Origin of the sequence: Chromobacterium sp. LK11 (assembly GCF_001043705.1) — a bacterium.
Lineage (GTDB): Bacteria > Pseudomonadota > Gammaproteobacteria > Burkholderiales > Chromobacteriaceae > Chromobacterium > Chromobacterium alkanivorans.
The window spans coordinates 1-21,086 of record NZ_LDUR01000045.1 but is presented as its reverse complement, the minus strand read 5'-3'; the positions used below and the strand labels follow the sequence as shown (position 1 = coordinate 21,086).

General features: G+C 62.5%; 18 protein-coding genes and 3 tRNA genes. 18 read left to right on the top strand and 3 right to left on the bottom strand.

All coding sequences use genetic code 11. The features are described from left to right. The first annotated feature begins 106 nt into the window (after window positions 1–106). The 17 genes from ndk (at window position 107) to VK98_RS21255 (ending at window position 18,182) form a co-directional block, all read left to right on the top strand. Window positions 107–532, top strand: a complete 426-nt coding sequence (ndk, locus tag VK98_RS21335; protein ID WP_048409044.1) for a nucleoside-diphosphate kinase — start codon at window positions 107–109, stop codon at window positions 530–532. 99 nt (window positions 533–631) lie between these two features. Continuing rightward, entirely contained in the window at window positions 632–1,726 is a 1,095-nt protein-coding gene (rlmN, locus tag VK98_RS21330; RefSeq protein WP_019104100.1) for a 23S rRNA (adenine(2503)-C(2))-methyltransferase RlmN, read from the top strand. Window positions 1,727–1,761: 35 nt separating this feature from the next. Beyond that, window positions 1,762–2,466 carry a type IV pilus biogenesis/stability protein PilW gene (gene pilW / locus VK98_RS21325; protein WP_048415958.1) on the top strand — a complete coding sequence of 235 codons (705 nt, stop codon included), beginning with the start codon at window positions 1,762–1,764 and terminating at the stop codon, window positions 2,464–2,466. A 2-nt stretch (window positions 2,467–2,468) separates the two neighbouring features. Beyond that, complete coding sequence (locus tag VK98_RS21320) at window positions 2,469–3,398, top strand: RodZ domain-containing protein (protein WP_048415957.1); 930 nt, start codon at window positions 2,469–2,471, stop codon at window positions 3,396–3,398. A gap of 13 nt (window positions 3,399–3,411) precedes the next feature. Then, window positions 3,412–4,695 (top strand): flavodoxin-dependent (E)-4-hydroxy-3-methylbut-2-enyl-diphosphate synthase, encoded by a 1,284-nt coding sequence (gene ispG / locus VK98_RS21315; RefSeq protein WP_048415956.1) that lies wholly within the window; start codon window positions 3,412–3,414, stop codon window positions 4,693–4,695. A gap of 56 nt (window positions 4,696–4,751) precedes the next feature. Next, window positions 4,752–6,023 carry a histidine--tRNA ligase gene (gene hisS / locus VK98_RS21310; RefSeq protein ID WP_048415955.1) on the top strand — a complete coding sequence of 424 codons (1,272 nt, stop codon included), beginning with the start codon at window positions 4,752–4,754 and terminating at the stop codon, window positions 6,021–6,023. A gap of 14 nt (window positions 6,024–6,037) precedes the next feature. Then, window positions 6,038–6,667 carry a tetratricopeptide repeat protein gene (locus tag VK98_RS21305; RefSeq protein ID WP_048415954.1) on the top strand — a complete coding sequence of 210 codons (630 nt, stop codon included), beginning with the start codon at window positions 6,038–6,040 and terminating at the stop codon, window positions 6,665–6,667. Between the two features lie 4 nt (window positions 6,668–6,671). Continuing rightward, window positions 6,672–7,811, top strand: a complete 1,140-nt coding sequence (bamB, locus tag VK98_RS21300) for an outer membrane protein assembly factor BamB (protein WP_048415953.1) — start codon at window positions 6,672–6,674, stop codon at window positions 7,809–7,811. Between the two features lie 13 nt (window positions 7,812–7,824). Then, window positions 7,825–9,252 carry a ribosome biogenesis GTPase Der gene (gene der / locus VK98_RS21295; protein WP_048415952.1) on the top strand — a complete coding sequence of 476 codons (1,428 nt, stop codon included), beginning with the start codon at window positions 7,825–7,827 and terminating at the stop codon, window positions 9,250–9,252. Window positions 9,253–9,341: 89 nt separating this feature from the next. Further along, window positions 9,342–9,599 (top strand): RNA chaperone Hfq, encoded by a 258-nt coding sequence (gene hfq, locus VK98_RS21290; RefSeq protein ID WP_039756760.1) that lies wholly within the window; start codon window positions 9,342–9,344, stop codon window positions 9,597–9,599. Between the two features lie 97 nt (window positions 9,600–9,696). After that, window positions 9,697–10,827 carry a ribosome rescue GTPase HflX gene (gene hflX, locus VK98_RS21285; RefSeq protein ID WP_048415951.1) on the top strand — a complete coding sequence of 377 codons (1,131 nt, stop codon included), beginning with the start codon at window positions 9,697–9,699 and terminating at the stop codon, window positions 10,825–10,827. Next, complete coding sequence (gene hflK / locus VK98_RS21280; protein WP_048415950.1) at window positions 10,814–12,028, top strand: FtsH protease activity modulator HflK; 1,215 nt, start codon at window positions 10,814–10,816, stop codon at window positions 12,026–12,028. The genes hflX and hflK overlap by 14 nt, the downstream gene beginning before the upstream one ends. A gap of 3 nt (window positions 12,029–12,031) precedes the next feature. Continuing rightward, window positions 12,032–12,913: a protease modulator HflC gene (gene hflC, locus VK98_RS21275; RefSeq protein WP_048415949.1), complete on the top strand. Its 882-nt coding sequence runs from the start codon at window positions 12,032–12,034 to the stop codon at window positions 12,911–12,913. A gap of 126 nt (window positions 12,914–13,039) precedes the next feature. Then, window positions 13,040–14,191 carry an ATP phosphoribosyltransferase regulatory subunit gene (locus VK98_RS21270; protein WP_048415948.1) on the top strand — a complete coding sequence of 384 codons (1,152 nt, stop codon included), beginning with the start codon at window positions 13,040–13,042 and terminating at the stop codon, window positions 14,189–14,191. A gap of 34 nt (window positions 14,192–14,225) precedes the next feature. Continuing rightward, window positions 14,226–15,521, top strand: a complete 1,296-nt coding sequence (locus tag VK98_RS21265; protein ID WP_048415947.1) for an adenylosuccinate synthase — start codon at window positions 14,226–14,228, stop codon at window positions 15,519–15,521. Between the two features lie 101 nt (window positions 15,522–15,622). Continuing rightward, window positions 15,623–16,672, top strand: a complete 1,050-nt coding sequence (locus tag VK98_RS21260) for an oxidoreductase (RefSeq protein WP_048415946.1) — start codon at window positions 15,623–15,625, stop codon at window positions 16,670–16,672. Window positions 16,673–16,790: 118 nt separating this feature from the next. Next, the gene (locus VK98_RS21255; RefSeq protein ID WP_048415945.1) at window positions 16,791–18,182 is read left to right on the top strand and encodes an MFS transporter; all 1,392 of its coding nucleotides are present in this window, start codon (window positions 16,791–16,793) and stop codon (window positions 18,180–18,182) included. Between the two features lie 56 nt (window positions 18,183–18,238). Here the strand turns inward: VK98_RS21255 and VK98_RS21250 are convergent. From VK98_RS21250 to VK98_RS21240, 3 genes are all read right to left on the bottom strand, one after another. Continuing rightward, a tRNA-Leu gene (locus VK98_RS21250) sits at window positions 18,239–18,325 on the bottom strand. A 64-nt stretch (window positions 18,326–18,389) separates the two neighbouring features. Next, a tRNA-Leu gene (locus VK98_RS21245) sits at window positions 18,390–18,476 on the bottom strand. Window positions 18,477–18,531: 55 nt separating this feature from the next. Further along, a tRNA-Leu gene (locus VK98_RS21240) sits at window positions 18,532–18,618 on the bottom strand. Between the two features lie 73 nt (window positions 18,619–18,691). On the opposite strand from VK98_RS21240, the gene rnr reads away from it, so the two are divergent. After that, a partial coding sequence (rnr, locus tag VK98_RS21235) for a ribonuclease R (RefSeq protein WP_156188010.1) occupies window positions 18,692–21,086 on the top strand: 2,395 nt, incomplete at its 3' end.

Genomic DNA, 21,086 nt, shown 5'->3' with positions numbered 1-21,086 from the left:
TGGTTGAAAACACTGCTAAAATATCGGGTTCGTCAAAATTGGGTAACCCGAGTGGCTGCATAATACTCAAGTTTAGCCACTTGTCTTGATGTTTGGGAGAATTTATATGGCAATTGAACGCACCTTGTCCATCGTTAAGCCGGACGCCGTTGGTAAAAACGTCATCGGCAAAATTTACGACCGTTTCGAATCCGCCGGCCTGAAAATCGTGGCCGCCAAGATGAAGCAACTGTCCCGCGCTGAAGCCGAAGGCTTCTACGCCGTGCACAAAGAACGTCCGTTCTTCAAGGACCTGGTTGACTTCATGGTGTCCGGCCCGGTGATGATCCAGGCGCTGGAAGGCGAAAACGCCGTGCTGAAAAACCGCGAACTGATGGGCGCGACCGATCCGAAGAAAGCTGAAGCCGGCACCATTCGCGCCGATTTCGCCGATTCCATCGACGCCAACGCCGTCCATGGTTCCGACAGCGTGGAAAACGCCGCGATCGAAGTGGCTTATTTCTTTGCTGCATCCGAGATCAGCGCCCGCTAATCTCAAATAGTACTCCGTTGTTTGCGGAGCCCGTCTCATGGATGGGCTCCGTCGAAAAGGCGGTCGTCCACACCGCCTTTGCTTTATCCCGAGGAATGCATGAAAACCAACCTGCTCGACTTCAACCTGGACCAGCTGACCCGGCATTTCGCCGAAATGGGCGAGAAGCCGTTTCGCGCCAAGCAAGTGATGCGCTGGATGCACCAGATGGCGGAAGCCGATTTCGACGCGATGACCGACCTGGCCAAAAGCCTGCGCGCCAAGCTGCATGAACGCGCGGAAGTGAAGGTTCCCTCGCTGATGACCGGGCAGGCGTCCAGTGATGGCACCCGCAAGTGGCTGCTCGACGTCGGCACCGGCAACGGCGTCGAAACCGTCTTCATCCCCGAGGATGAACGCGGCACCTTGTGCGTGTCATCCCAGGTGGGCTGCGCGCTGGAATGCACGTTCTGCTCCACCGGCCGCCAGGGCTTCAACCGCAATCTGTCCACTGCGGAGATCATCGGCCAGCTGTGGTGGGCCAACAAGGCGATGGGCGTCACGCCCAAGAACGAGCGCGTGGTGTCCAATGTGGTGATGATGGGCATGGGCGAGCCGCTGGCCAATTTCGACAATGTGGTCAGCGCGATGCAGATCATGCTGGACGACCACGGCTACGGCCTGTCGCGCCGGCGAGTGACCCTGTCCACCTCCGGCCTGGTGCCGCAGATGGACCGGCTGCGCGAAGAGTGCCCGGTGGCGCTGGCGGTGTCGCTGCACGCGCCCAACGACGCGATTCGCGACGTGATTGTGCCTATAAACAAGAAATACCCGTTGGCGCAGCTGATGGCGGCCTGTCAGCGCTATCTGGAAAAGGCGCCGCGCGACTTCATTACTTTCGAGTACGTGATGCTTGACGGTGTCAACGATAGGCCGGAACATGCTCGCCAATTGCTGGAGCTGGTGCGGGACGTGCCGTGCAAGTTCAATCTGATACCGTTCAATCCGTTCCCGAACTCGGGTTATGAGCGTTCCAGCAATAATGCGATTCGCGCGTTCCGCGAAATTCTGCAGGAGCGCGGTTATGTGGTGACGGTGCGGAAAACGCGCGGCGACGACATCGATGCCGCCTGTGGCCAGCTGGCCGGCCAAGTCATGGACAAAACCCGCCGTCAAGCCAAATGGATGCAGCTCGTAGAGGACAATAAGCAATGACGATACGGCAAATGGGGTTGATGGCCTGCTTATGGATGGCTGTGAGTTCAACCGCATTTGCCGCCGATGCCGAGGTGTCGCGCGAGCTGGCGACGATACGCAGCCAGCTGGCGATCGAATACGCCAAGATCGGCAATTACAAAGTGGCGCTGGAAACGGCGGATCTGGCCGTCGCCGCGGACCCGGCCTACGTCCCGGCCTATGTGTCCCGAGCCTATGTTTTGACCCAGTTGCGCGAAGAAGGGCCCGCCGAGGCCAATTACCGCAAAGCCCTGCAACTGGATCCAAGCAACCCGGAGGCGAACAATAATTACGGTTTGTTTCTGTGCGACCGAAACCGGTTGCAGGATTCTTTGTCCTATTTTCAGAAAGCGCTGGCCAACCCGCTGTATGATTCGCCTCAGACGGCTTATTTGAACCTGGGGCATTGCAGCGCCAAGGCCGGCAATAACGAGCAGGCCAACGATTACTTGCTGGCGGCGCTGCGCGCCGCGCCCAATTTCGCGCCCGCGCTGCGGGAATTAGCACAGTTGCATCTTGGGCTGGGTAATGCCAAATTGGCTGCTTTCTATTTCGAACGGATGGGCAAGGGCGCGGCGCTGCAAGCCGACGACCTGTGGCTGGGCGTGCAGATCGCGCGCAAGAGCGGCAACAGGGCGTTGGAAAGCGAATGTTCCGCCGCGCTCAAGAACCGTTATCCGGATTCCAAAGAAACACAACTGCTGTTGAGTGGAAGCTGAGGATGGAGCAACAATTCGAACAACAGGGACAGCCGACCGGTTCCAGCGTCGGTGCCCGGCTGAAAGCCGCTCGCGAAGCGGCCGGCATGGGTTTGGGGGAAGTCGCGGATAGGCTGAAACTGTCGATGCGGCAGTTGGAGGCGATAGAGCGCGACGATTTTACGATCTTGCCGGGCGCGACCTTCGTGCGCGGCTTCGTGCGCAATTACGCCCGCTTTTTGCAGATTGATCCCGAACCATTGATGCACGCGCTGGACAGGCAGTTTCCTTCCGCCGTCAACGACGTCGCCAATCTGGTGCGCGACGGCGCGCACGAGGTTCCGGGGCATGTCGGCGAGCCGGCCGCATCGGACGAAGGCGGCTCTTCAGGCAAATGGATTGTAGGCCTGTTGGTGATCGCGGCCCTGGGCGGCGGCGTCGCCTGGCTGGCCAGCAATCATGGCGGCGACAGCCGACCGGCCGCGGAAGCCTCCTCGGCCATCGCGACCGAACTGTCTTCGGCGCCGGCGGGCGAAGCCTCCGCTCCCGCGGCGTTTGCCGCGGAGACGCCGGCTTCCGCGCCGGCCGTCGCCGTCGCGCCCGTTCCGGCTTCCGCGCCGCAGCCGGTCAAGGCGGCCAACGTGGCCAGCGCGCCGGTCCAAACGGCGGCGCCGGCGGCCAAGCCTCAGGCCAGCGCCGCCGTTGCGGCGGCCAGCGGCAAGCTGGTGTTGACGGTCAAGGAGGCGGAAGCCTGGGTGTCGGTGGTGGACGCCACCGGCAAGAAGCTGGTGTTCCAGACCTTGCAGCCGGGCAGCACCCAGGAAGCGGTCGGCACCCCGCCGTTCAAGCTGGTGATCGGCAACGCCTCGCAAGTGGCGGTGAATTTCAATGGCCAAGCGGTGGACCTCTCGGACAAGATCCGCGGCACCACGGCAAAGCTGGAACTCAAGTAATTCAAGGTAGCGAATGGATAGCGTGAACATCGCGCGACGCCCCACCCTGCAGGCTAGGGTGGGGCATGTCATTGTAGGATCGGACGCTCCGGTGGTGGTGCAGTCCATGACCAACACCGACACCGCGGACGCGGCGGCCACGGTGCAGCAAGTGCTGGAGCTGGCGGAAGCCGGATCGGAGCTGGTGCGCATCACCGTCAACTCGCCGGAGGCGGCGGCCAAGGTGGCGGAAATCCGTCAACGGCTGGACGACGCCGGCTGTGCCGTTCCCTTGGTCGGCGATTTCCATTTCAACGGCGATCGCCTGCTGAGGGAGTACCCGGACTGCGCGCGCGCGCTGGCCAAATACCGGATCAATCCGGGCAATGTGGGCAAGGGCGCCAAGGGCGACGACAAGTTCGCCTTCATGATTCGCACCGCCATCGAGCACGGCAAGCCGGTGCGCATCGGCGTCAACTGGGGCAGCCTGGACCAGGCCTTGCTGGCGCGGATGATGGACGCCAACAACCGCGTCGCCCGGCCGCTGCCCTTGGAGCAGCTGATGCGCGAGGCCTTGATCGTCTCCGCGCTGGAGTCCGCCGACAAGGCGATGGAGCTGGGCCTGCCGGCCGAGCAGATTCTGCTGTCCTGCAAGGTCAGCAATGTGCAGGACCTGATCACCGTGTACCGCGACCTGGGCAGCCGCTGCAATTTCCCGCTGCACCTGGGTCTGACCGAAGCCGGCATGGGCTCCAAGGGCATCGTCGCGTCCAGCGCGGCGCTGGCGATCCTGCTGCAGCAAGGCATAGGCGACACCATCCGCATTTCGCTGACGCCGCAGCCGGGCGAGGCGCGCACCAAGGAAGTGGTGGTGGCGCAGGAGCTGCTGCAAACCATGGGCCTGCGCAGCTTCACCCCGCTGGTGACCGCTTGTCCGGGCTGCGGCCGCACCACCAGCACCTTTTTCCAGGAGCTGGCGGACCAGATTCAGACGTATCTGCGCACGCAAATGCCGGTGTGGCGTTTGCAATACCCGGGCGTAGAGGACATGAAGGTGGCGGTGATGGGCTGCGTGGTCAACGGCCCGGGGGAGAGCAAACTGGCCGATATCGGCATCTCGCTGCCCGGCACCGGCGAAGTGCCGGTGGCGCCGGTTTACGTCGATGGCCAAAAGGATGTTACCCTCAAGGGCGACAACATCGCCGCCGAGTTCACCGCCTTGGTTGATCGCTATGTGCAAAGCCGTTACGGCGAAGGCGGCGCCAAGCGCCGCGAGGGCGGCAGCCGCACCATCCCGATTCGTCCGGTAGGCGTTTGAGCGCGTTTGGCGCAATGACCGGGCACTGATTCAAGCGATATACAAGAAAACAAGCAATGGCTCAAAAATATCAAGCGGTCAAAGGCATGAATGACGTGCTGCCGGCCGAGTCCTACCAGTGGGAGTTCTTTGAAGGCAAGCTGCGCGAGTTGCTGGCCGATTACGGCTACCAGAACATCCGCACCCCCATCGTCGAAACCACGCCGCTGTTCGTTCGCGCCATCGGCGAAGTCACCGACGTGGTGGAGAAGGAGATGTACACCTTCATCGACAGCCTGAACGGCGACAGCCTGACGCTGCGCCCCGAAGGCACCGCCGGCACCCTGCGCGCGGTGGTCGAGCACAACCTTCTGTACAATGCCACCCAGAAGCTGTGGTATATGGGGCCGATGTTCCGTCACGAGCGCCCGCAAAAGGGCCGCTATCGCCAGTTCCACCAGATGGGGGTGGAGGCGCTGGGTTTTGGCGGCCCGGACATCGACGCCGAAATCATCGCGATGACCGCGGACCTGTGGCGCCGGCTGGGCCTGTCCCAGTATGTGCGTCTGGAAATCAATTCGCTGGGCAACCAGGAGGAGCGCGCCGCTCACCGTCAGGCGCTGATCGCCTATCTGGAACGGCACGTGGACATCCTGGACGAAGACGGCAAGCGCCGCATGTACAGCAATCCGCTGCGCGTGCTGGACACCAAGAACCCGGCCTTGCAGAAGATGGCCGACGAGGCGCCCAAGCTGTCCGACTATCTGGGCGAAGCGTCCCGCGCGCATTACGAAGGCTGGAAGGCGATGATCCGCGAACTGGGCGTCGACTTCGTGGAAAACCCGCGGCTGGTGCGCGGACTCGACTACTACAACCAGTCGGTGTTCGAATGGGTGACCAATGAGCTGGGCGCGCAAGGCACGGTTTGCGCCGGCGGCCGTTACGACGGCCTGATCGAACAACTGGGCGGCAAGCCGGCGGCCGGCATCGGCTTCGGCATGGGCCTGGAGCGCGTGGTGCTGTTGCTGCAGGACAAGCAATTGCTGCCGGCGCAACGCAGCGTCGACGTCTACCTGGTGAACCAGGGCGAAGGCGCGGGGCTGTACGCGATGAAGCTGGCGCAGAGCCTGCGCGCCGCCGGCCTGTCGGTGGTGCAGCACTTGGGCGAAGGCAGCTTCAAGTCGCAAATGAAAAAAGCCGACGGCTGCGGCGCGCAGTTCGCCGTCATCGTCGGCGAAGATGAAATCAAGACGGGTCAGGCGGTGATCAAGGCGCTGCGCGCCGAGATGGACCAGCAAACCGTGGCGGCGGAAGCGGTGGCCGCCACGCTGATCTCACTGAAAGCTTAAGGGAGAGGGGCGCAATGGCGTTCGACTTGCAGGAACAGGAACAGATTGATTCGATCAAGGCCTTCTGGCAACAGTGGGGCAAGCTGATCGCCGGCGTGCTGGCGGCGTCCGCGATTGCCTACCTGGGGTTCAAGGGCTATCGCTACTATCAGGAGCAGCAAGCGCAGAAGGCCGCGGCCGCTTACGAGAACATCGACGCGGCGGTGGCGGGCAAGGACATCGCCAAGCTGAAGTCCGCGGTGACGCTGCTGCAGAACGATTTCGGTTCTTCGGCCTACGCTACCCGCGGCTCGCTGATTCTGGCCAAGGCCGCTTTCGACAAGAGCGATCTCGCCTTGGCCAAGAGCCAGCTGGAATGGGTGCTGGCCAATAGCAAGGACGAATCGGCAAGCGCCATCGCCCGCCTGCGCCTGGCCTCCTTGCTGCTGGACCAGAAGACTTACGACGCGGCGATCGCCGAACTGAACAAGGAACACCCGGCCGGTTTCGACGCGCTGTTCCTGGATCTGAAGGGCGATGTGCTGGTCGCCAAGGGCGACGCCGCCGCCGCGCGCGACGCCTATAAATCCGCTTTGGCCAAATTGGTGGGCGATTCGCCGAACCGCCAGTTCATCCAGACCAAACTCGACGCGCTGGGAGGCTGACCGCATGCGCCGCCAATTGTTGCTGACCGCTGTGCTGTCCTCTTCGCTGCTGGCCGGCTGCGCCAGCTGGTTCGAAGGCAATACCCAGTTCAAGCCCACCCCGCTGGCCGCGATCAAGCCCTTGCAGGGGCTGGACGTCAAATGGACGGCGGGCCAGGCCGCGCCGGCCGCCGGCTTCCTGCCGGTCTACGTCAACGGCCTGGTGGTGAGCGCCGACGCCGACGGCCATGTGCGCAGCATCGACGCGCTCAGCGGCCGCGTCAGCGCGGACGTGGATCTGAAGCGCAAGCTCAGCGCCGGCGTGGCCATGGCCGGCGACATGGTGCTGGTGGGCACTCAGGACGCCAAGCTGCTGGCGGTGGAACGCGCCAACGGCAAAGTGCTGTGGCAGCAACCGCTGACCAGCCTGATGCTGGAGGCGCCGCAAGTGGCCGGCGACATGGTGTTGGTGCGCACCAACGACGCGCGCCTGACCGGCTTCTCCCTGACCGACGGCGGCAAGCAGCTGTGGTCCAGCGGCAATGTGTTGCCGCAACTGACCGTGCGCAACAACGGCTCGATGCAGGCGGTGGGCAAGGAAGCGGTGATGGTGGGGCAGGCCGGCGGCCGCCTGGACATCGTCAACCCGCAAACCGGCAACGCCTTGTGGCAGGGCGCGGTGGCCAACCCGCGCGGCGCCACCGAACTGGAACGGATGACCGACGTGACGTCGCGGCCGGTGTTCGACGCCGGCCAGGTGTGCGCGGTGGCCTATCAGGGACGGGTGGCCTGCTTCGAGGCGCGTTCCGGCAATCTGTTGTGGGCGCGTGAAATCTCGTCCAGCCGCGGCCTCGCCGTGGATGGCCGCAATGTCTACGTGACCGCGGAAGACGGCTCGGTGTGGGCGTTCGACCGCGGCACCGGCCGCAATATCTGGAAAACCGACGACCTGAAATATCGGGACGTCACCGGTCCCGCGCTGCTGGGCCGCTTCGTGCTGGTTGGCGATGGCGAAGGTTACGCCCATCTGCTATCCAATGAGAGCGGCAGCATCGTGGGCCGAGTCAAGGTCGGGTCCGCCCTGGCCAATCAACCGGTGTCGCTGGGTTCGTCCGCCTTGATGCAAGGCAAGGACGGCCGCCTGGCGATGCTGACTTTGGGATAATAAAGCAGTATTCATGAAACCTACCGTAGCTCTGGTCGGCCGCCCCAATGTGGGCAAGTCGACCTTATTCAACCGGCTGACCCGCAGCCGCGACGCCCTGGTCGCCGACCAGCCCGGCCTGACGCGCGATCGCCACTATGGCCATGGCCGCGTGGGCGAAAAGCCGTATCTGGTCGTGGACACCGGCGGCTTCGAGCCGGTGGTGGACGAAGGCATTCTGTTCGAAATGGCCAAGCAGACGCTGCAGGCCGTGGACGAGGCCGATGCCGTGGTGTTCCTGGTGGACGGCCGCAACGGCCTGACGCCGCAAGACAAAATCATCGCCAACCGCCTGCGCCAGCTGCAGCGTCCGGTCTTCCTCGCCGTCAACAAGGCCGAGGGCATGCGCCACGCCATCGCCGGCGCCGAGTTCCATGAACTCGCGCTGGGCGAGCCGCTGGTGATTTCCGCCGCCCATGGCGACGGCGTGCGCGAATTGATGGAACTGGTGCTGGCGGACTTCCCGGAGGAAGTCGAGGAAGAAGCCTCGCGCCATCCCAAGTTCGCGGTGATCGGCCGGCCCAATGTCGGCAAGTCCACCCTGGTGAACGCCATTCTGGGCGAGGAGCGCGTGATCGCCTTCGACCAGGCCGGCACTACTCGCGACAGCATATATATTGATTTTGAGCGAGATGGCCATACCTACACCATCATCGACACCGCGGGCGTGCGTCGCCGGGCCAAGGTCAGCGAGATGCTTGAGAAATTCTCGGTGATCAAGACCATGAAGGCGATCGAAGACGCCAACGTGGCGGTGCTGGTGCTGGACGCTCAACTGGACATTTCCGAGCAGGACGCCACCATCGCCGGTTTCGCGCTGGAAGCGGGTCGGGCGCTGGTGGTGGCGGTGAACAAATGGGACAACCTGGACGGGGAGCAAAAGGAAACGGTGCGCCGCGAGATCGCGCGCAAACTGAACTTCCTGGATTTTGCAAAGTTCCATTACATCTCCGCCATTGAAGGCCGCGGCGTGGCAGACTTGTTCAAGTCCATCGACGAGGCGTACAAGGCGGCGATGGCCAAGCTGGCCACGCCCAAGCTGACCCGGGTGCTGCAAGTGGCGCTGGAACGCCAGCAGCCGCCGCGCTCCGGCCTGATCCGCCCGAAAATGCGCTACGCGCACCAGGGGGGGCAGAACCCGCCCATCATCGTGGTGCACGGCAATGCCTTGGACGCGGTGCCGAACAGTTATACCCGCTATCTGGAACATACTTTCCGGAAAGTGTTCAAGCTGCAGGGCACGCCGCTGCGCGTGCAGTACAAATCTTCGGACAATCCGTTCGACACCGACGACGGCAAGGAGAAGTCCCGAGCCAAGCCCAAGCCGATGTCCAAGATGCGCGGACGCGAAAAAGAAGTGCGTTACGGCAAGAACGGCAAGGGCAGCAGCAGTAAAAAATAGTACGCCGGGATGTTTTCTGCTAATAATAAGCAGACAACCGGGCTGTAAGGTTCAGTTAATACAACAATCAACGATTCGGAGAATAACGAATGAGCTCTAAAGGGCAAATGTTACAAGACCCGTTCCTGAACATCCTGCGTAAGGAACATGTGCCGGTGTCCATCTACCTGGTGAACGGCATTAAACTTCAGGGTCAGGTAGAATCCTTTGACCAGTACGTGGTGCTGTTGAAAAACACGGTGACCCAAATGGTGTACAAACACGCCATTTCCACCGTAGTGCCCGCCCGTCCGGTTAATCTTCCCCATGAACACCCGGTGCAAAAACAGGAGCAGCAAGACGCCTAAAGCGTTGCTGTGCTTGTGACCGGGCCGATGGGCCGCGCCGATCCGGCGCGGCTTGTCGGCCTTTTGTCTTTTGCGCCCCAACTATGGTTTCCGAATAGTGTTTGATCGTCCCGACTTAGGCGACCAGGCGGTTCTGGTCTGCCTGGATTTTGGAGATGCCGATTACCAGGAAAACATCGCCGAGTGCGCCGAGCTGGTCAGGAGCGCCGGCGTGGAGGTGATGGGCGTGGTGCAGGGCAAGCGGCAGCGCCCGGACGCCGCGCTGTTCGCGGGCAAGGGCAAGGTCGAGGAAATCGGCCTGCTGGTGCGCGCCACCGATGCCAATGTAGTGATATTCAACCACGCCTTGGCGCCTGGCCAAGAGCGCAATCTGGAGCGGGCGCTGCAGTGTCGAGTCATCGACCGCAACAGCCTGATCCTGGACATCTTCGCCCAGCGCGCGCGCAGCCACGAGGGCAAGCTGCAAGTCGAACTGGCCCAACTGTCGCATATGTCCACCCGCCTAGTGCGCGGCTGGACCCACTTGGAGCGGCAGAAGGGCGGCATAGGCTTGCGCGGCCCCGGCGAAACCCAGCTAGAAACCGACCGCCGTCTGCTCGGCATCCGCGTCAAGGCGCTGAAAGAGCGGCTGGCCCAGGTGCAAAAGCAACGCAACACCCAGCGCAAGGGGCGCGGGCGCGCCGGCATCGCCTCGGTGTCCATCGTCGGCTACACCAACGCCGGCAAGTCCACCTTGTTCAACGCCTTGACCAAGGCGCGCATCTACGCGGCGGACCAATTGTTCGCCACGCTGGACACCACCAGCCGCAAGCTGTTCCTCAATCACCAGACATCCATTGTGATTTCCGATACTGTGGGCTTTATCCGCGATCTGCCGCACACCCTGGTGGCCGCGTTTCGCGCTACCCTGGAGGAAACCGTGCGCGCGGATCTTCTGCTGCATGTGGTGGATTGCTCCAGCGATATGCGCGATGTGCAGATCGAGGAGGTCAACAAGGTGTTGGCCGAGATCGGCGCGGACGGCATTCCGCAATTGCTGGTCTGGAACAAATGCGATCTGCGCGAGATGGAGCCGGAGATCGAGCGCGACGCGGCGGGCCGTCCGGTTTCGGTGCGGGTTTCTGCCCTGACCGGAGCCGGCCTGGAACTCTTGCGCGCGGCGGTTGCCGAATGCGTGCATCCTTCCCAAAACAACCATAAAGACTATTACGAGCATGTCGCAGAATGACCCTAACCGAGGCCGCCGAGGCAATGAAGGGCCGCCGGACCTCGATGAAGTGTTCCGCAACCTAAATCAGAAGCTGTCGCGGCTGCTGGGCGCCAAAGGCAGCGGCGCCGGCGGCAGTCCCGCGTCCGGCGTCAAACCGCCGTTCAAGGGCGGCGCCATCGCCGTGGTCGGCGTATTGGCCGCGCTGTGGCTGGCCAGCGGTTTCTACGTGGTGGACGCGCGCGAGCAAGGCGTGGTGCTGCGCCTGGGCAGCTTCAACCGAGTGACCGAGCCGGGCCTGCAATGGCACGCGCCGTTCCCGATTGAGAAGGTGGAAATCGTCAACCTGACCGAAGTGCGCAGCGTGGAAGTGGGCTACCGCAACACCGCCCAAACGCGGGTGGCGGAAGAGTCGCTGATGCTGACTTCGGACCAGAACATCATCGACGTCCAGTTGTCGGTGCAATACGACATCAAGGACGCGCGCGCCTTCCTGTTCAACAACGCCTCGCGCGAGCGCGACGCCAAGGACATCGTCAAGCAGGCGACCGAAACCGCGATCCGCGAAGTAGTGGGCCGCAACAAGGTCGATTTCGTGCTGAACGAAGGGCGGACCCAGATCGCGGTCGAAACCCAGAAACTGATCCAGGAAGTGCTGGATCGTTATTCGCTGGGCGTGCGCATCGCCAAGGTCAACATCAACGCGGTACAGCCGCCCGAGCAGGTGCTGGCGGCGTTCGACGACGCGGTGAAGGCCGGCCAGGACAAGGACAAATTGCGCAACGAGGGCCTGGCCTACGCCAACGAGGTGCTGCCCAAGGCCCAGGGCCTGGCCGCGCGTCTGCAGCAGGAGGCCGAAGCCTACGAGCAGAAAGTCGTCTCCCGCGCGGAGGGCGACGCGTCGCGCTTCAAGCAAGTGTTGTCTGAATACAACAAAGCGCCCAAGGTGATGCGCGATCGCCTGTATCTGGACATGATGCAGCAGATCATGAGCAGCACCACCAAGGTGGTGGTGGACCAGAAGGGCGGCAACAACCTGTTGTACCTGCCCTTGGACAAGCTGATCCAGCAGAGCAGCCCAGGCGCCTCCGGCGCGGCGGCGCCCGCCGCCAGCGCGGCGCCGCAGCCGGCGGAACAGACGCCGCCGGCCGCTCAGGCCGGCAATGCCAAAGGGGGGCGGGACGTGACCCGCGGGCGTGATTTTTTTGGGGCGGAGCGATAAGCAATGGATAGACTGATTCCGACTGTAGTTGCCATAGCCGGTGTGCTATTTGTTGCCAGCCTGTCGCTGTTCACCGTGGATCAGCGCCAATACGCGCTGGTTTTCCAGTTTGGCGAAGTGGTGCGCATCATCAAGGAGCCGGGCATCCAGTTCAAGGTGCCGCTGCTGCAGAACGTGCGTTATTTCGACCGCCGCGTGCAGACCATCGACGCGGAAGCGCCGGAATTGTTCAACACCCGCGAGAAAAAGAACGTGCTGGTGGACAGTTTCGTCAAATGGCGGGTGGTGGACGTTGAGCAGTTCTACAAGAGCGTGGGTTCCGAAGCCGCCGCTGTGGCGCGATTGAAACAGACCATCAACGACGGCCTGCGAGCCGAATTCGGCCAAAAAATGGTTGCCGACGTCATTTCCGGCAAGCGCGACCAGGTGATGGACACGGTTCGCAAGCGCGCGGACGCGGATGCGCGTAAAATAGGCGTACAAATTCTCGACGTGCGCTTAAAACGAGTCGATTTTCCGGATAAAATAAGCAGTTCGGTCTTCGATCGCATGCAGTCCGAGCGCCGCACCGTCGCCAGCCAGTTGCGCAGCGAGGGCGCCGCGGACGCCGAGCGCATCCGCGCCGAGGCGGACAAGCAGCGCGAGGTGGTGCTGGCCGAAGCGTATCGCCAGGCTCAGGACTTGAAGGGCAAGGGCGACGCCAAGGCGGCGGCGATCTATGCCGAGGCTTACGGCAAGAACCCGGACTTCTACGCCTTCTGGCGCAGCATGGACGCGTACAAGGAGTCATTCAAGAACAAGAGCGACGTCTTGGTGCTGGAACCGAGCAGCGAGTTCTTCAAGTACTTCAAGAACCCGCAGTCCGGAGCGGCCAAGGCCAAGTAAGCGGCCAAGGCGGGCGGTTTGCGCCGCGCAAAACAATCGAGTATGGAACACTGGCCGGGGCGACCTGGCCAGTTTGCTGATAACAAGGCGGGACGCTTCCCGCCTTTTATTCTGTTGAAAAGAATCATGCGTAATTGGCTGTTACCGGAATACATCGCGGATATTCTGCCCGCCACCGCGCGCCAGGTGGAGTCCGCCAAGGCGGCGATGCTGGAAGGCTTTCGCGTGGCGGGCTACGAGTTGGTGCTGCCGCCGCTGATCGAATACATCGATTCGCTGATCGGCGAGGAAGATGCTTCGCTCGAGCTCAAGACCTTCAAGCTGGACGATCAGTTGTCCGGCCGGCAGATGGGCTTGCGCGCGGACATCACGCCGCAGGTGTCGCGCATCGACGCGCACCTGCTGGGCGAGCGCACCGGCGTGACCCGGCTGTGTTACGCCGGCAGCGTGGTGCATACCCGGCCGGACGGCCTGGCCGGCTCTCGCGAGCCGCTGCAGGTGGGGGCGGAGCTGTACGGCTACGCCGGCATCGAGGCCGACCTGGAAATCATTGAATTGATGCTGGGCACCTTGGAGCGCGCCGGCGTGTCCGGCCTGCGGCTGGACTTCGGCCATATGGCGATTTACCGCGGCATCGCCGCCGCCGCCGGTTTGTCGGCGGAAACCAGCCGGGCGCTGTTCGCCAAGCTGCAGAGCAAGGACGTGGCCAGCATTCGCGAATTGGTCAGCGATGTCGCCGAGCCGTATCGCAGCGCCTTCCTGGCCTTGCCGGAGCTGTACGGTCCTATCGAAGAGCTGGACCGGGCGCGTTCGCGTCTGCCGTCCTTGCCCGAGGTGGAGCTTGGCCTGATGCAGCTGTCCGCGGTGGCCAAGGCCTTGGAGGGCCGGGTGGCCTTGAGTTTCGACCTGACCGAATTGCGCGGCACCCAGTATCACAATGGCTTGCTGTTCGCGGCCTATGCTGAGGGCTGGGCCGAGGAACTGGCGCGCGGCGGACGTTACGACAATGTCGGCCGCCGTTTTGGCCGCGCCCGTCCGGCCACCGGCTTCAGCCTGGATTTGCGCGATCTGATCCGCATCCTGCCGGAGCAAGGCTCGGTCCGGGGCATCCGCCTGGCCGCCAAGCACTGGCCGCAGGCGCGGGCTGAAGTGGCCCGCCTGCGCGCGGCGGGCGAAATGGTGGTGATTGATTATCTGGGCGAGTCCGCCCAGGCCTTGAATTGCGATCGCGAGCTGACTCAGGACGGCTCGGATTGGCATGTGGTTTCATTTAACTGATTTTTGAATCTGACTGAAGAAGAGGTTTTTTCCAATGTCCAAGAACGTTGTCGTGATCGGTACCCAGTGGGGTGATGAGGGCAAGGGCAAGATCGTTGACTGGCTGACCGACCACGCGCGCGCCGTGGTCCGCTTCCAGGGCGGTCACAACGCGGGCCACACTCTGGTGGTGGGCGGCAAGAAAACCGTGCTGCGCCTGATTCCGTCCGGCATTCTGCGCGACGATGTCGAGTGCTTCATCGGCAATGGCGTGGTGTTGTCTCCGGAAGCCTTGCTCAAGGAGATCGACGAACTGGAAACCGCCGGCGTGAACGTCGCCGCGCGCCTGAAGATTTCCGAAGGCTGCCCGCTGATCCTGCCGTACCACGTCGCTTTGGACCAGGCGCGCGAAGCCGCCAAGGGCGCCGGCAAGATCGGCACCACCGGCCGCGGCATCGGCCCCTGCTATGAAGACAAGGTGGCGCGCCGCGCGCTGAAGGTGATCGACCTGTTCGATACCGCCCGTTTTGCCGAGAAGCTGAAAGAGAACGTCGAATACTACAACTTCATGCTGACCAAGCTGTTCCAGGCAGAGCCGGTGAGTTTCGACGTCATCCTGGCCGACACCCTGAAGCTGGCCGAGCGCATCAAGCCGATGGTGGCCGACGTGTCCCGCACCCTGTACGACATGAACCAGGCGGACATTCCGCTGCTGTTCGAAGGCGCGCAAGGCACCCTGCTGGATATCGACCACGGCACCTATCCGTACGTGACCTCGTCCAACTGCGTGGCCGGCGCTGCCGCGCCGGGCGCCGGCGTGGCTCCGCAGATGCTCAACTACGTGCTGGGCATCGTCAAGGGCTACACCACCCGCGTGGGTTCCGGTCCGTTCCCGACCGAACAGGAAAACGATATCGGCATGTTCCTGGCCAAGCGCGGCAACGAGTTCGGCTCGGTGACCGGTCGTCCGCGTCGTTGTGGCTGGTTCGACGCCGCCGCACTCAAGCGTTCCATCCAGATCAACGGCGTGTCAGGCCTGTGCGTGACCAAGCTGGACGTGATGGACGGCCTGGAAGAGATCAAGCTGTGCGTGGGTTACACCCTGGACGGCGAGAAAGTGGACATTCTGCCGTTTGGTTCCGACGCGGTCAGCAAGTGCGTGCCGGTTTACGAAACCATGCCCGGCTGGAGCGAAAGCACCTTCGGCGCCAAGCGCTGGGAAGACCTGCCGGCCAATGCCCAGGCCTACCTGACCCGCATCGCCGAAGTTTGCGGCGCGCCGGTGGACATCATCTCCACGGGTCCGGATCGCGAAGAAACCATCGTGATGCGTCATCCCTACGGTCTGTAAGTCCGATTCGACCCTTAGTCGGAAACCCGCCTACCAGGCGGGTTTTTTCATGTCCGCGGCCGGCGTAGACTGCCTGGGTCTGGTTTTCGAAAGCGAAACAAATGCAGCCATTGAATGTCGCCTTGGTGGGTTACGGCTATGCCGGCAAGACTTTTCATGCGCCCTTGATCGCCGCGACGCCCGAGTTGAGGCTGGCCGCCGTCGTCAGCAGCCGTCCGGACGCAGTGCGGGCCGATTGGCCGCAAGCATCGGTGCTGGCCGGTCTGGAGCAGGCTTTGGCCGATCCGGCGATCGATATGGTCGTCATCGCCAGCCCCAACTCGCTGCATTATCCGCAGGCGCGCGCGAGCTTGCTCGCCGGCAAGCACGTGGTGGTGGACAAGCCGTTCACGGTGACGCAGGCGGAGGCGCGGGAGCTGTGCCGGATGGCGGAGCGGCCGGGCAGTCCGCTGCTGTCTGTGTTCCATAACCGGCGCTGGGATGCGGACTTTCTGGCGCTTAAAGACTTGCTGGGCAGCGGCGAGCTGGGGGCGCTCAGCCACTTCGAGTCTCATTTCGATCGCTATCGGCCGCAAGTGCGCGCGCGTTGGCGCGAGCTGGATCAGCCGGGTGCCGGGTTGTGGTACGACCTGGGGCCGCATCTGATCGATCAGGCCTTGCAGTTGTTGGGTTGGCCGCAGACGGTTTATGCGAGTTTGTCCAAGCAGAGGGTCGGCGCGCAGGCTGCGGATTACTTTCACGTGCAGTTGGCTTATGCGGGGCATCAGGCGGTGTTGCACGCCTCCTGCCTGGTCAGCGGCGGCGCTCCGCGCTTTAGTCTGCACGGCTCGCTCGCCAGTTACGTCAAGTTCGGCCTGGATGGTCAGGAAGACTATTTGAAGCGTGGCGGCCGCCCCGGCGAAGAGGGATGGGGCGTGGACCTTGCGCCGGGCGTTTTGTACCGTCAGCGGGACGACGAGGAGCTCCGCGAATCCCGGCCGGCGCCCTTGGGCGACTATCGCGAATACTATCGCGCGGCGGCGCGCGCAGCGCGAGGCTTGGGAGCCAATCCAGTGACGGCGCGGGAGGCGTGGCGGGTGATGGCCTTGCTGGAGCTGGGGGAGAGGAGCGCCCGGGAAGGCCGGCGTCTGTTCTGTCTCCCGCTTGCTTGAGTGCGATCGAGGGCGCGCGTCTCGCTTTACGTTTCGACATCATTTGCGACGCCGGTGCCATCGTTCTTGCGGGGTCGGGTGCTACACTGGCGTTTCCGTCCCCTGAAGTTTGATCGTCATGCAGCTCAAGCTCGCCGCCGGCATGGTGACCCCGTTGATCGTGGCCACCGCCTTGTTCATGGAGAACATGGACGCCACCGTGATATCCACCTCCTTGCCGGCCATCGCGCGCGACCTGTTGGTGGATCCGATCGGCTTGAAATTGGCGTTGACGTCCTATTTGGTTAGCTTGGCCGTGTTTATCCCCATCAGCGGCTGGATGGCGGACCGTTTCGGTTCGCGGCGCATTTTCCGCGCCGCCATCGCCGTCTTCGTATTGGGGTCCGTGTTGTGCGCGCTCAGCAATACGCTGGGCGGTTTCGTGCTGGCGCGTTTTGTGCAGGGCATTGGCGGCGCGATGATGGTGCCGGTGGGGCGTTTGGTGATTTTGCGCACCACCGCGAAAGCGGACCTGGTGCGGGCGCTCAGCTATCTGACGGTTCCCGCCTTGCTGGGGCCGGTCATTGGACCGCCCTTGGGCGGTTTCATCAGCACCTATCTGCATTGGCGCTGGATATTCTTGATCAATATCCCGATCGGCGTGTTGGGTTGGGTGCTGGCCAGGCGCCACATCGAAGACTTGAAGCACGAGAAGCTGCCGCCGCTGGACTGGCTGGGCTTTGCCCTGAGCGGCGTCGGCCTGTCCTTGTTGATGCTGGGCCTGGCTTCCGAGGGCAAACATTTGATCTCGGCGCAATGGTCCGTCCTGCTGGCCGCGGTGGGTGCCGGCTTGTTGTGGCTTTACCTGCTGCATTACCGCCGCGCGGCGCATCCCTTGCTGGACTTGTCCTTGCTGCGCTTGCCCACCTTTCATGCCGGCGTGGTGGGGGGCTTCATGTTCCGCGTCGGCATCGGCTCCACGCCTTTTTTGCTGCCGCTGATGCTGCAGCTGGGATTGGGTCTCAATCCTTTTGTCTCGGGCTTGCTGACGTGTTCTACCGCGGTGGGCGCCATTTTCATGAAGACGCTGGTGATGCGCATACTGCGACGCTATGGTTTCCGCCGGGTATTGATGGCTAATAGCGTGCTTGCAGGGATTTCCATCGCCGCGTACGCCTTGTTCTACGAAGCACCGAGCTATGTCTGGATGTTGCTGGTCTTTGTGTTGGGCGGCTGTCTCCGCTCCTTGCAGTTCACCAGTCTGAACGCGATCTCTTTTGCCGAGGTCGAGCCGGCCGGCATGAGCCACGCCACCAGCCTTTCCGGCGTGGCGCAGCAGCTGGCTGCGGGGTTCGGGGTGACGGTGGGGGCTTTCGTCGTGCAGGGGGTGAGCCTGTTGCACGGACACACGCATTTGACCGTGGTCGACTTTGCCTGGGCTTTCGCCATCATGGGCGTCTTGACCATGCTGTCCGGCCTGATGTTCGCCAGTTTGGACCCTCGCGCCGGCGATGAGTTGGCCTCGCGCTAATGCGGGCGGGGGAGGAATGCAAAAACCCCGTTGATCATAAATCAACGGGGTTTTATTGGTGCCCAAGAGAAGACTCGAACTTCCACACCCTTGCGGGCGCTAGGACCTGAACCTAGTGCGTCTACCAATTCCGCCACCTGGGCATAAAACTTAAATTGTCTTACCGCTAGACTACGATATAAACACCATCGAAGCCGTTAAAACTGTTGGTGCCCAAGAGAAGACTCGAACTTCCACACCCTTGCGGGCGCTAGGACCTGAACCTAGTGCGTCTACCAATTCCGCCACCTGGGCCAACCAGATTGTTACTATACAGAGCGAACATCACGATTACAATAGAGTAAATCAGTGGTGCCCAAGAGAAGACTCGAACTTCCACACCCTTGCGGGCGCTAGGACCTGAACCTAGTGCGTCTACCAATTCCGCCACCTGGGCTTCGCTTTGCTGTATTATTTCGCTGCATCTCTGCAACGAGATGCGAATTATAGACATATTCTTGAGGGTGTCAATGGCTAGAACACAAAAAAAACAAAAGACCCTGTCCCTCCGCGAACAGGACCCCTTCCTGGAACGGGAAAAACTTAAATATTCCAATCCCTTGCCGAGCCGAGAGTTCGTTTTAAAAATTTTGGCCGAGCAGGGGGTGCCGCTGTTTCCTGACGAATTGGCGCGCATGTTATCGATTGCGCGGGCCGAATCTATTTATTTCGAACGTCGCTTGCGGGCGATGGAACGTGACGGCGAAATCATCATCAATCGCAAAGGCGCGGTCTGCGTCGCTCAAAAGCTGGACCTGATCAAGTGCAAAGTGTCCGGTCATCGCGACGGCTACGGTTTCGCCATTCCGGACGAAGGCGAAGGCCAGGGCGGCGATATTTTCCTGCCCGAGCGGGAAATGAAGAAAGCGATGCATGGCGATCGAGTAATGGTCCGTCCGTCCGGCGTCGATCGTCGAGGCCGCCAGGAAGGCAAGATCGTTGAGGTGCTGGACCATGTGGTAACGCGGCTGGTTGGCCGCATCAACCGGGTCCGGGGTGTGTGGGTGGTGACGGCGGAAGACCGCCGCATCAACCACGACATTCTGATTGAGCCGGGCGGCGAGGCGGGCGCCAAGGACGGCCAGGTGGTGATGGTGGAAATCTTGCAGCACCCGGACGCCTACCGCCAGCCTGTCGGCCAGGTGGTGGAAGTGCTGGGCAATTACGCCGATCCCGGCATGGAGATCGAGATCGCGCTGCGCAAGCATGACCTGCCTCATCAATTCCCGGAGGCGGTGCTGGCCCAGGCCAAGGCGACGCCGAAGAAGGTGCGCAAGAAAGACTGGACCAAGGACCGCGTCGATCTGCGCGACCTGCCCTTGGTGACAATAGACGGCGAAACCGCGCGCGACTTCGACGACGCCGTGTACGCCGAGAAGCAGGGCAAGGGTTTCCGTCTGGTGGTGGCTATCGCCGACGTCAGCTTCTATGTGGAGCCTGGCGACGCCTTGGATCAGGAGGCGCTCAATCGCGGCACTTCGGTTTATTTCCCGCGCCGGGTCATTCCCATGCTGCCGGAAGCCTTGTCCAACGGCATTTGCTCGCTGAATCCGGATGTGGAGCGGATGTGCATGGTCTGCGATATGCAGATCAACGCCAAGGGCGCGGTCAAGCGCTACCAGTTCTATCCCGCGGTGATGCTGTCCAAGGCGAGGCTGACCTACACCCAGGTTTGGGACTGGATCCAGAAGGGAAGCGACAGCCCGCTGCTGCCGCAGATACAGACGCTGTACTCCTTGTTCAAAGTGCTGCTGGCCGCGCGCAGTCAGCGCGGGGCGATCGAGTTTGACTCGGTGGAAACCCAGATGATCTTCAACGACGCGGGCAAGATCGAGCGCATCGTGCCGGTCGTGCGCAACGACGCGCACCGCCTGATTGAGGAGTGCATGCTGGCGGCCAACGTCTGCGCGGCAGATTTCCTGGAGCAGAACGGACACAAGGCCTTGTATCGGGTGCATGAAGGGCCGACTGAAGAGAAACTGGAAAATCTGCGCAACTACCTGCGCCTGGTCGGCCTGAGTCTGGGCGGCGGCGAAAAGCCCACCGCCAAGGACTACGCCAAGCTGGCCGAACAGATACATGGCCGGCCGGACGCGCCGGTGTTGCAGACCATGCTATTGCGTTCGATGCAGCAGGCGGTTTACACGCCGGACAACAACGGCCACTTCGGTCTGGCTTACGAGGCTTATGCGCACTTCACCTCGCCGATCCGCCGTTACCCGGACCTGCTGGTGCATCGCTCGATCAAGGCGGTGCTCAAAGGCGGCAAATACAAACCCGGCAAGTGGGCGCAACTGGGCGTGCATTGCTCGATGACCGAGCGTCGCGCGGACGATGCCAGTCGCGACGTCGAGTCCTGGCTGAAAACCTACTATATGAGGGACAAGGTCGGCGAGATCTTCAAGGGCAAGATTTGCGCGGTGACCAGCTTCGGCGTCTTCGTGTTGTTGGACGACGTGTACGTCGAGGGTCTGGTGCACATCTCCGAGCTGGGCAAGGACTACTTCCACTTCAAGAAGGACGTTCAGGCGATTGTCGGCGAGAAGAGCGGCATGCAATACCGCTTGGGCGGTACGCTGACGGTGAAGGTGATGAGCGCAAATCTGGAGAGCGCCCAAGTCGACTTCGCCCTGGTTAAAGAGGGCGACCTGCCTATCGCCCGGCCGGTGCCCGCGCGCAGCGCCGGCCCGAGACAGGGTGGTTCGAGGCGACCTGCCGAGTCCAAGCCTGCAGAGGTGAAACCTGCCGCATTGCCGACGGCGCCCAGGGGGCGCAGCAGAGGGGCGGCTCAAGCGCCGGCACCGAAGCCCGCGGCCAACAAGCCTGTGGCTACCCAGCCGGCAGCAAGCAAGCCGACAGCAAGCA

What these genes read in the sequence shown, in the direction of transcription:
- ndk (WP_048409044.1), top strand. Translation starts at nt 107, where the DNA reads ATGGCAATTGAACGCACCTTGTCCATCGTTAAGCCGGACGCCGTTGGT.
- rlmN (WP_019104100.1), top strand. Translation starts at nt 632, where the DNA reads ATGAAAACCAACCTGCTCGACTTCAACCTGGACCAGCTGACCCGGCAT.
- pilW (WP_048415958.1), top strand. Translation starts at nt 1,762, where the DNA reads ATGGCTGTGAGTTCAACCGCATTTGCCGCCGATGCCGAGGTGTCGCGC.
- VK98_RS21320 (WP_048415957.1), top strand. Translation starts at nt 2,469, where the DNA reads ATGGAGCAACAATTCGAACAACAGGGACAGCCGACCGGTTCCAGCGTC.
- ispG (WP_048415956.1), top strand. Translation starts at nt 3,412, where the DNA reads ATGGATAGCGTGAACATCGCGCGACGCCCCACCCTGCAGGCTAGGGTG.
- hisS (WP_048415955.1), top strand. Translation starts at nt 4,752, where the DNA reads ATGGCTCAAAAATATCAAGCGGTCAAAGGCATGAATGACGTGCTGCCG.
- VK98_RS21305 (WP_048415954.1), top strand. Translation starts at nt 6,038, where the DNA reads ATGGCGTTCGACTTGCAGGAACAGGAACAGATTGATTCGATCAAGGCC.
- bamB (WP_048415953.1), top strand. Translation starts at nt 6,672, where the DNA reads ATGCGCCGCCAATTGTTGCTGACCGCTGTGCTGTCCTCTTCGCTGCTG.
- der (WP_048415952.1), top strand. Translation starts at nt 7,825, where the DNA reads ATGAAACCTACCGTAGCTCTGGTCGGCCGCCCCAATGTGGGCAAGTCG.
- hfq (WP_039756760.1), top strand. Translation starts at nt 9,342, where the DNA reads ATGAGCTCTAAAGGGCAAATGTTACAAGACCCGTTCCTGAACATCCTG.
- hflK (WP_048415950.1), top strand. Translation starts at nt 10,814, where the DNA reads ATGTCGCAGAATGACCCTAACCGAGGCCGCCGAGGCAATGAAGGGCCG.
- hflC (WP_048415949.1), top strand. Translation starts at nt 12,032, where the DNA reads ATGGATAGACTGATTCCGACTGTAGTTGCCATAGCCGGTGTGCTATTT.
- VK98_RS21270 (WP_048415948.1), top strand. Translation starts at nt 13,040, where the DNA reads ATGCGTAATTGGCTGTTACCGGAATACATCGCGGATATTCTGCCCGCC.
- VK98_RS21265 (WP_048415947.1), top strand. Translation starts at nt 14,226, where the DNA reads ATGTCCAAGAACGTTGTCGTGATCGGTACCCAGTGGGGTGATGAGGGC.
- VK98_RS21260 (WP_048415946.1), top strand. Translation starts at nt 15,623, where the DNA reads ATGCAGCCATTGAATGTCGCCTTGGTGGGTTACGGCTATGCCGGCAAG.
- VK98_RS21255 (WP_048415945.1), top strand. Translation starts at nt 16,791, where the DNA reads ATGCAGCTCAAGCTCGCCGCCGGCATGGTGACCCCGTTGATCGTGGCC.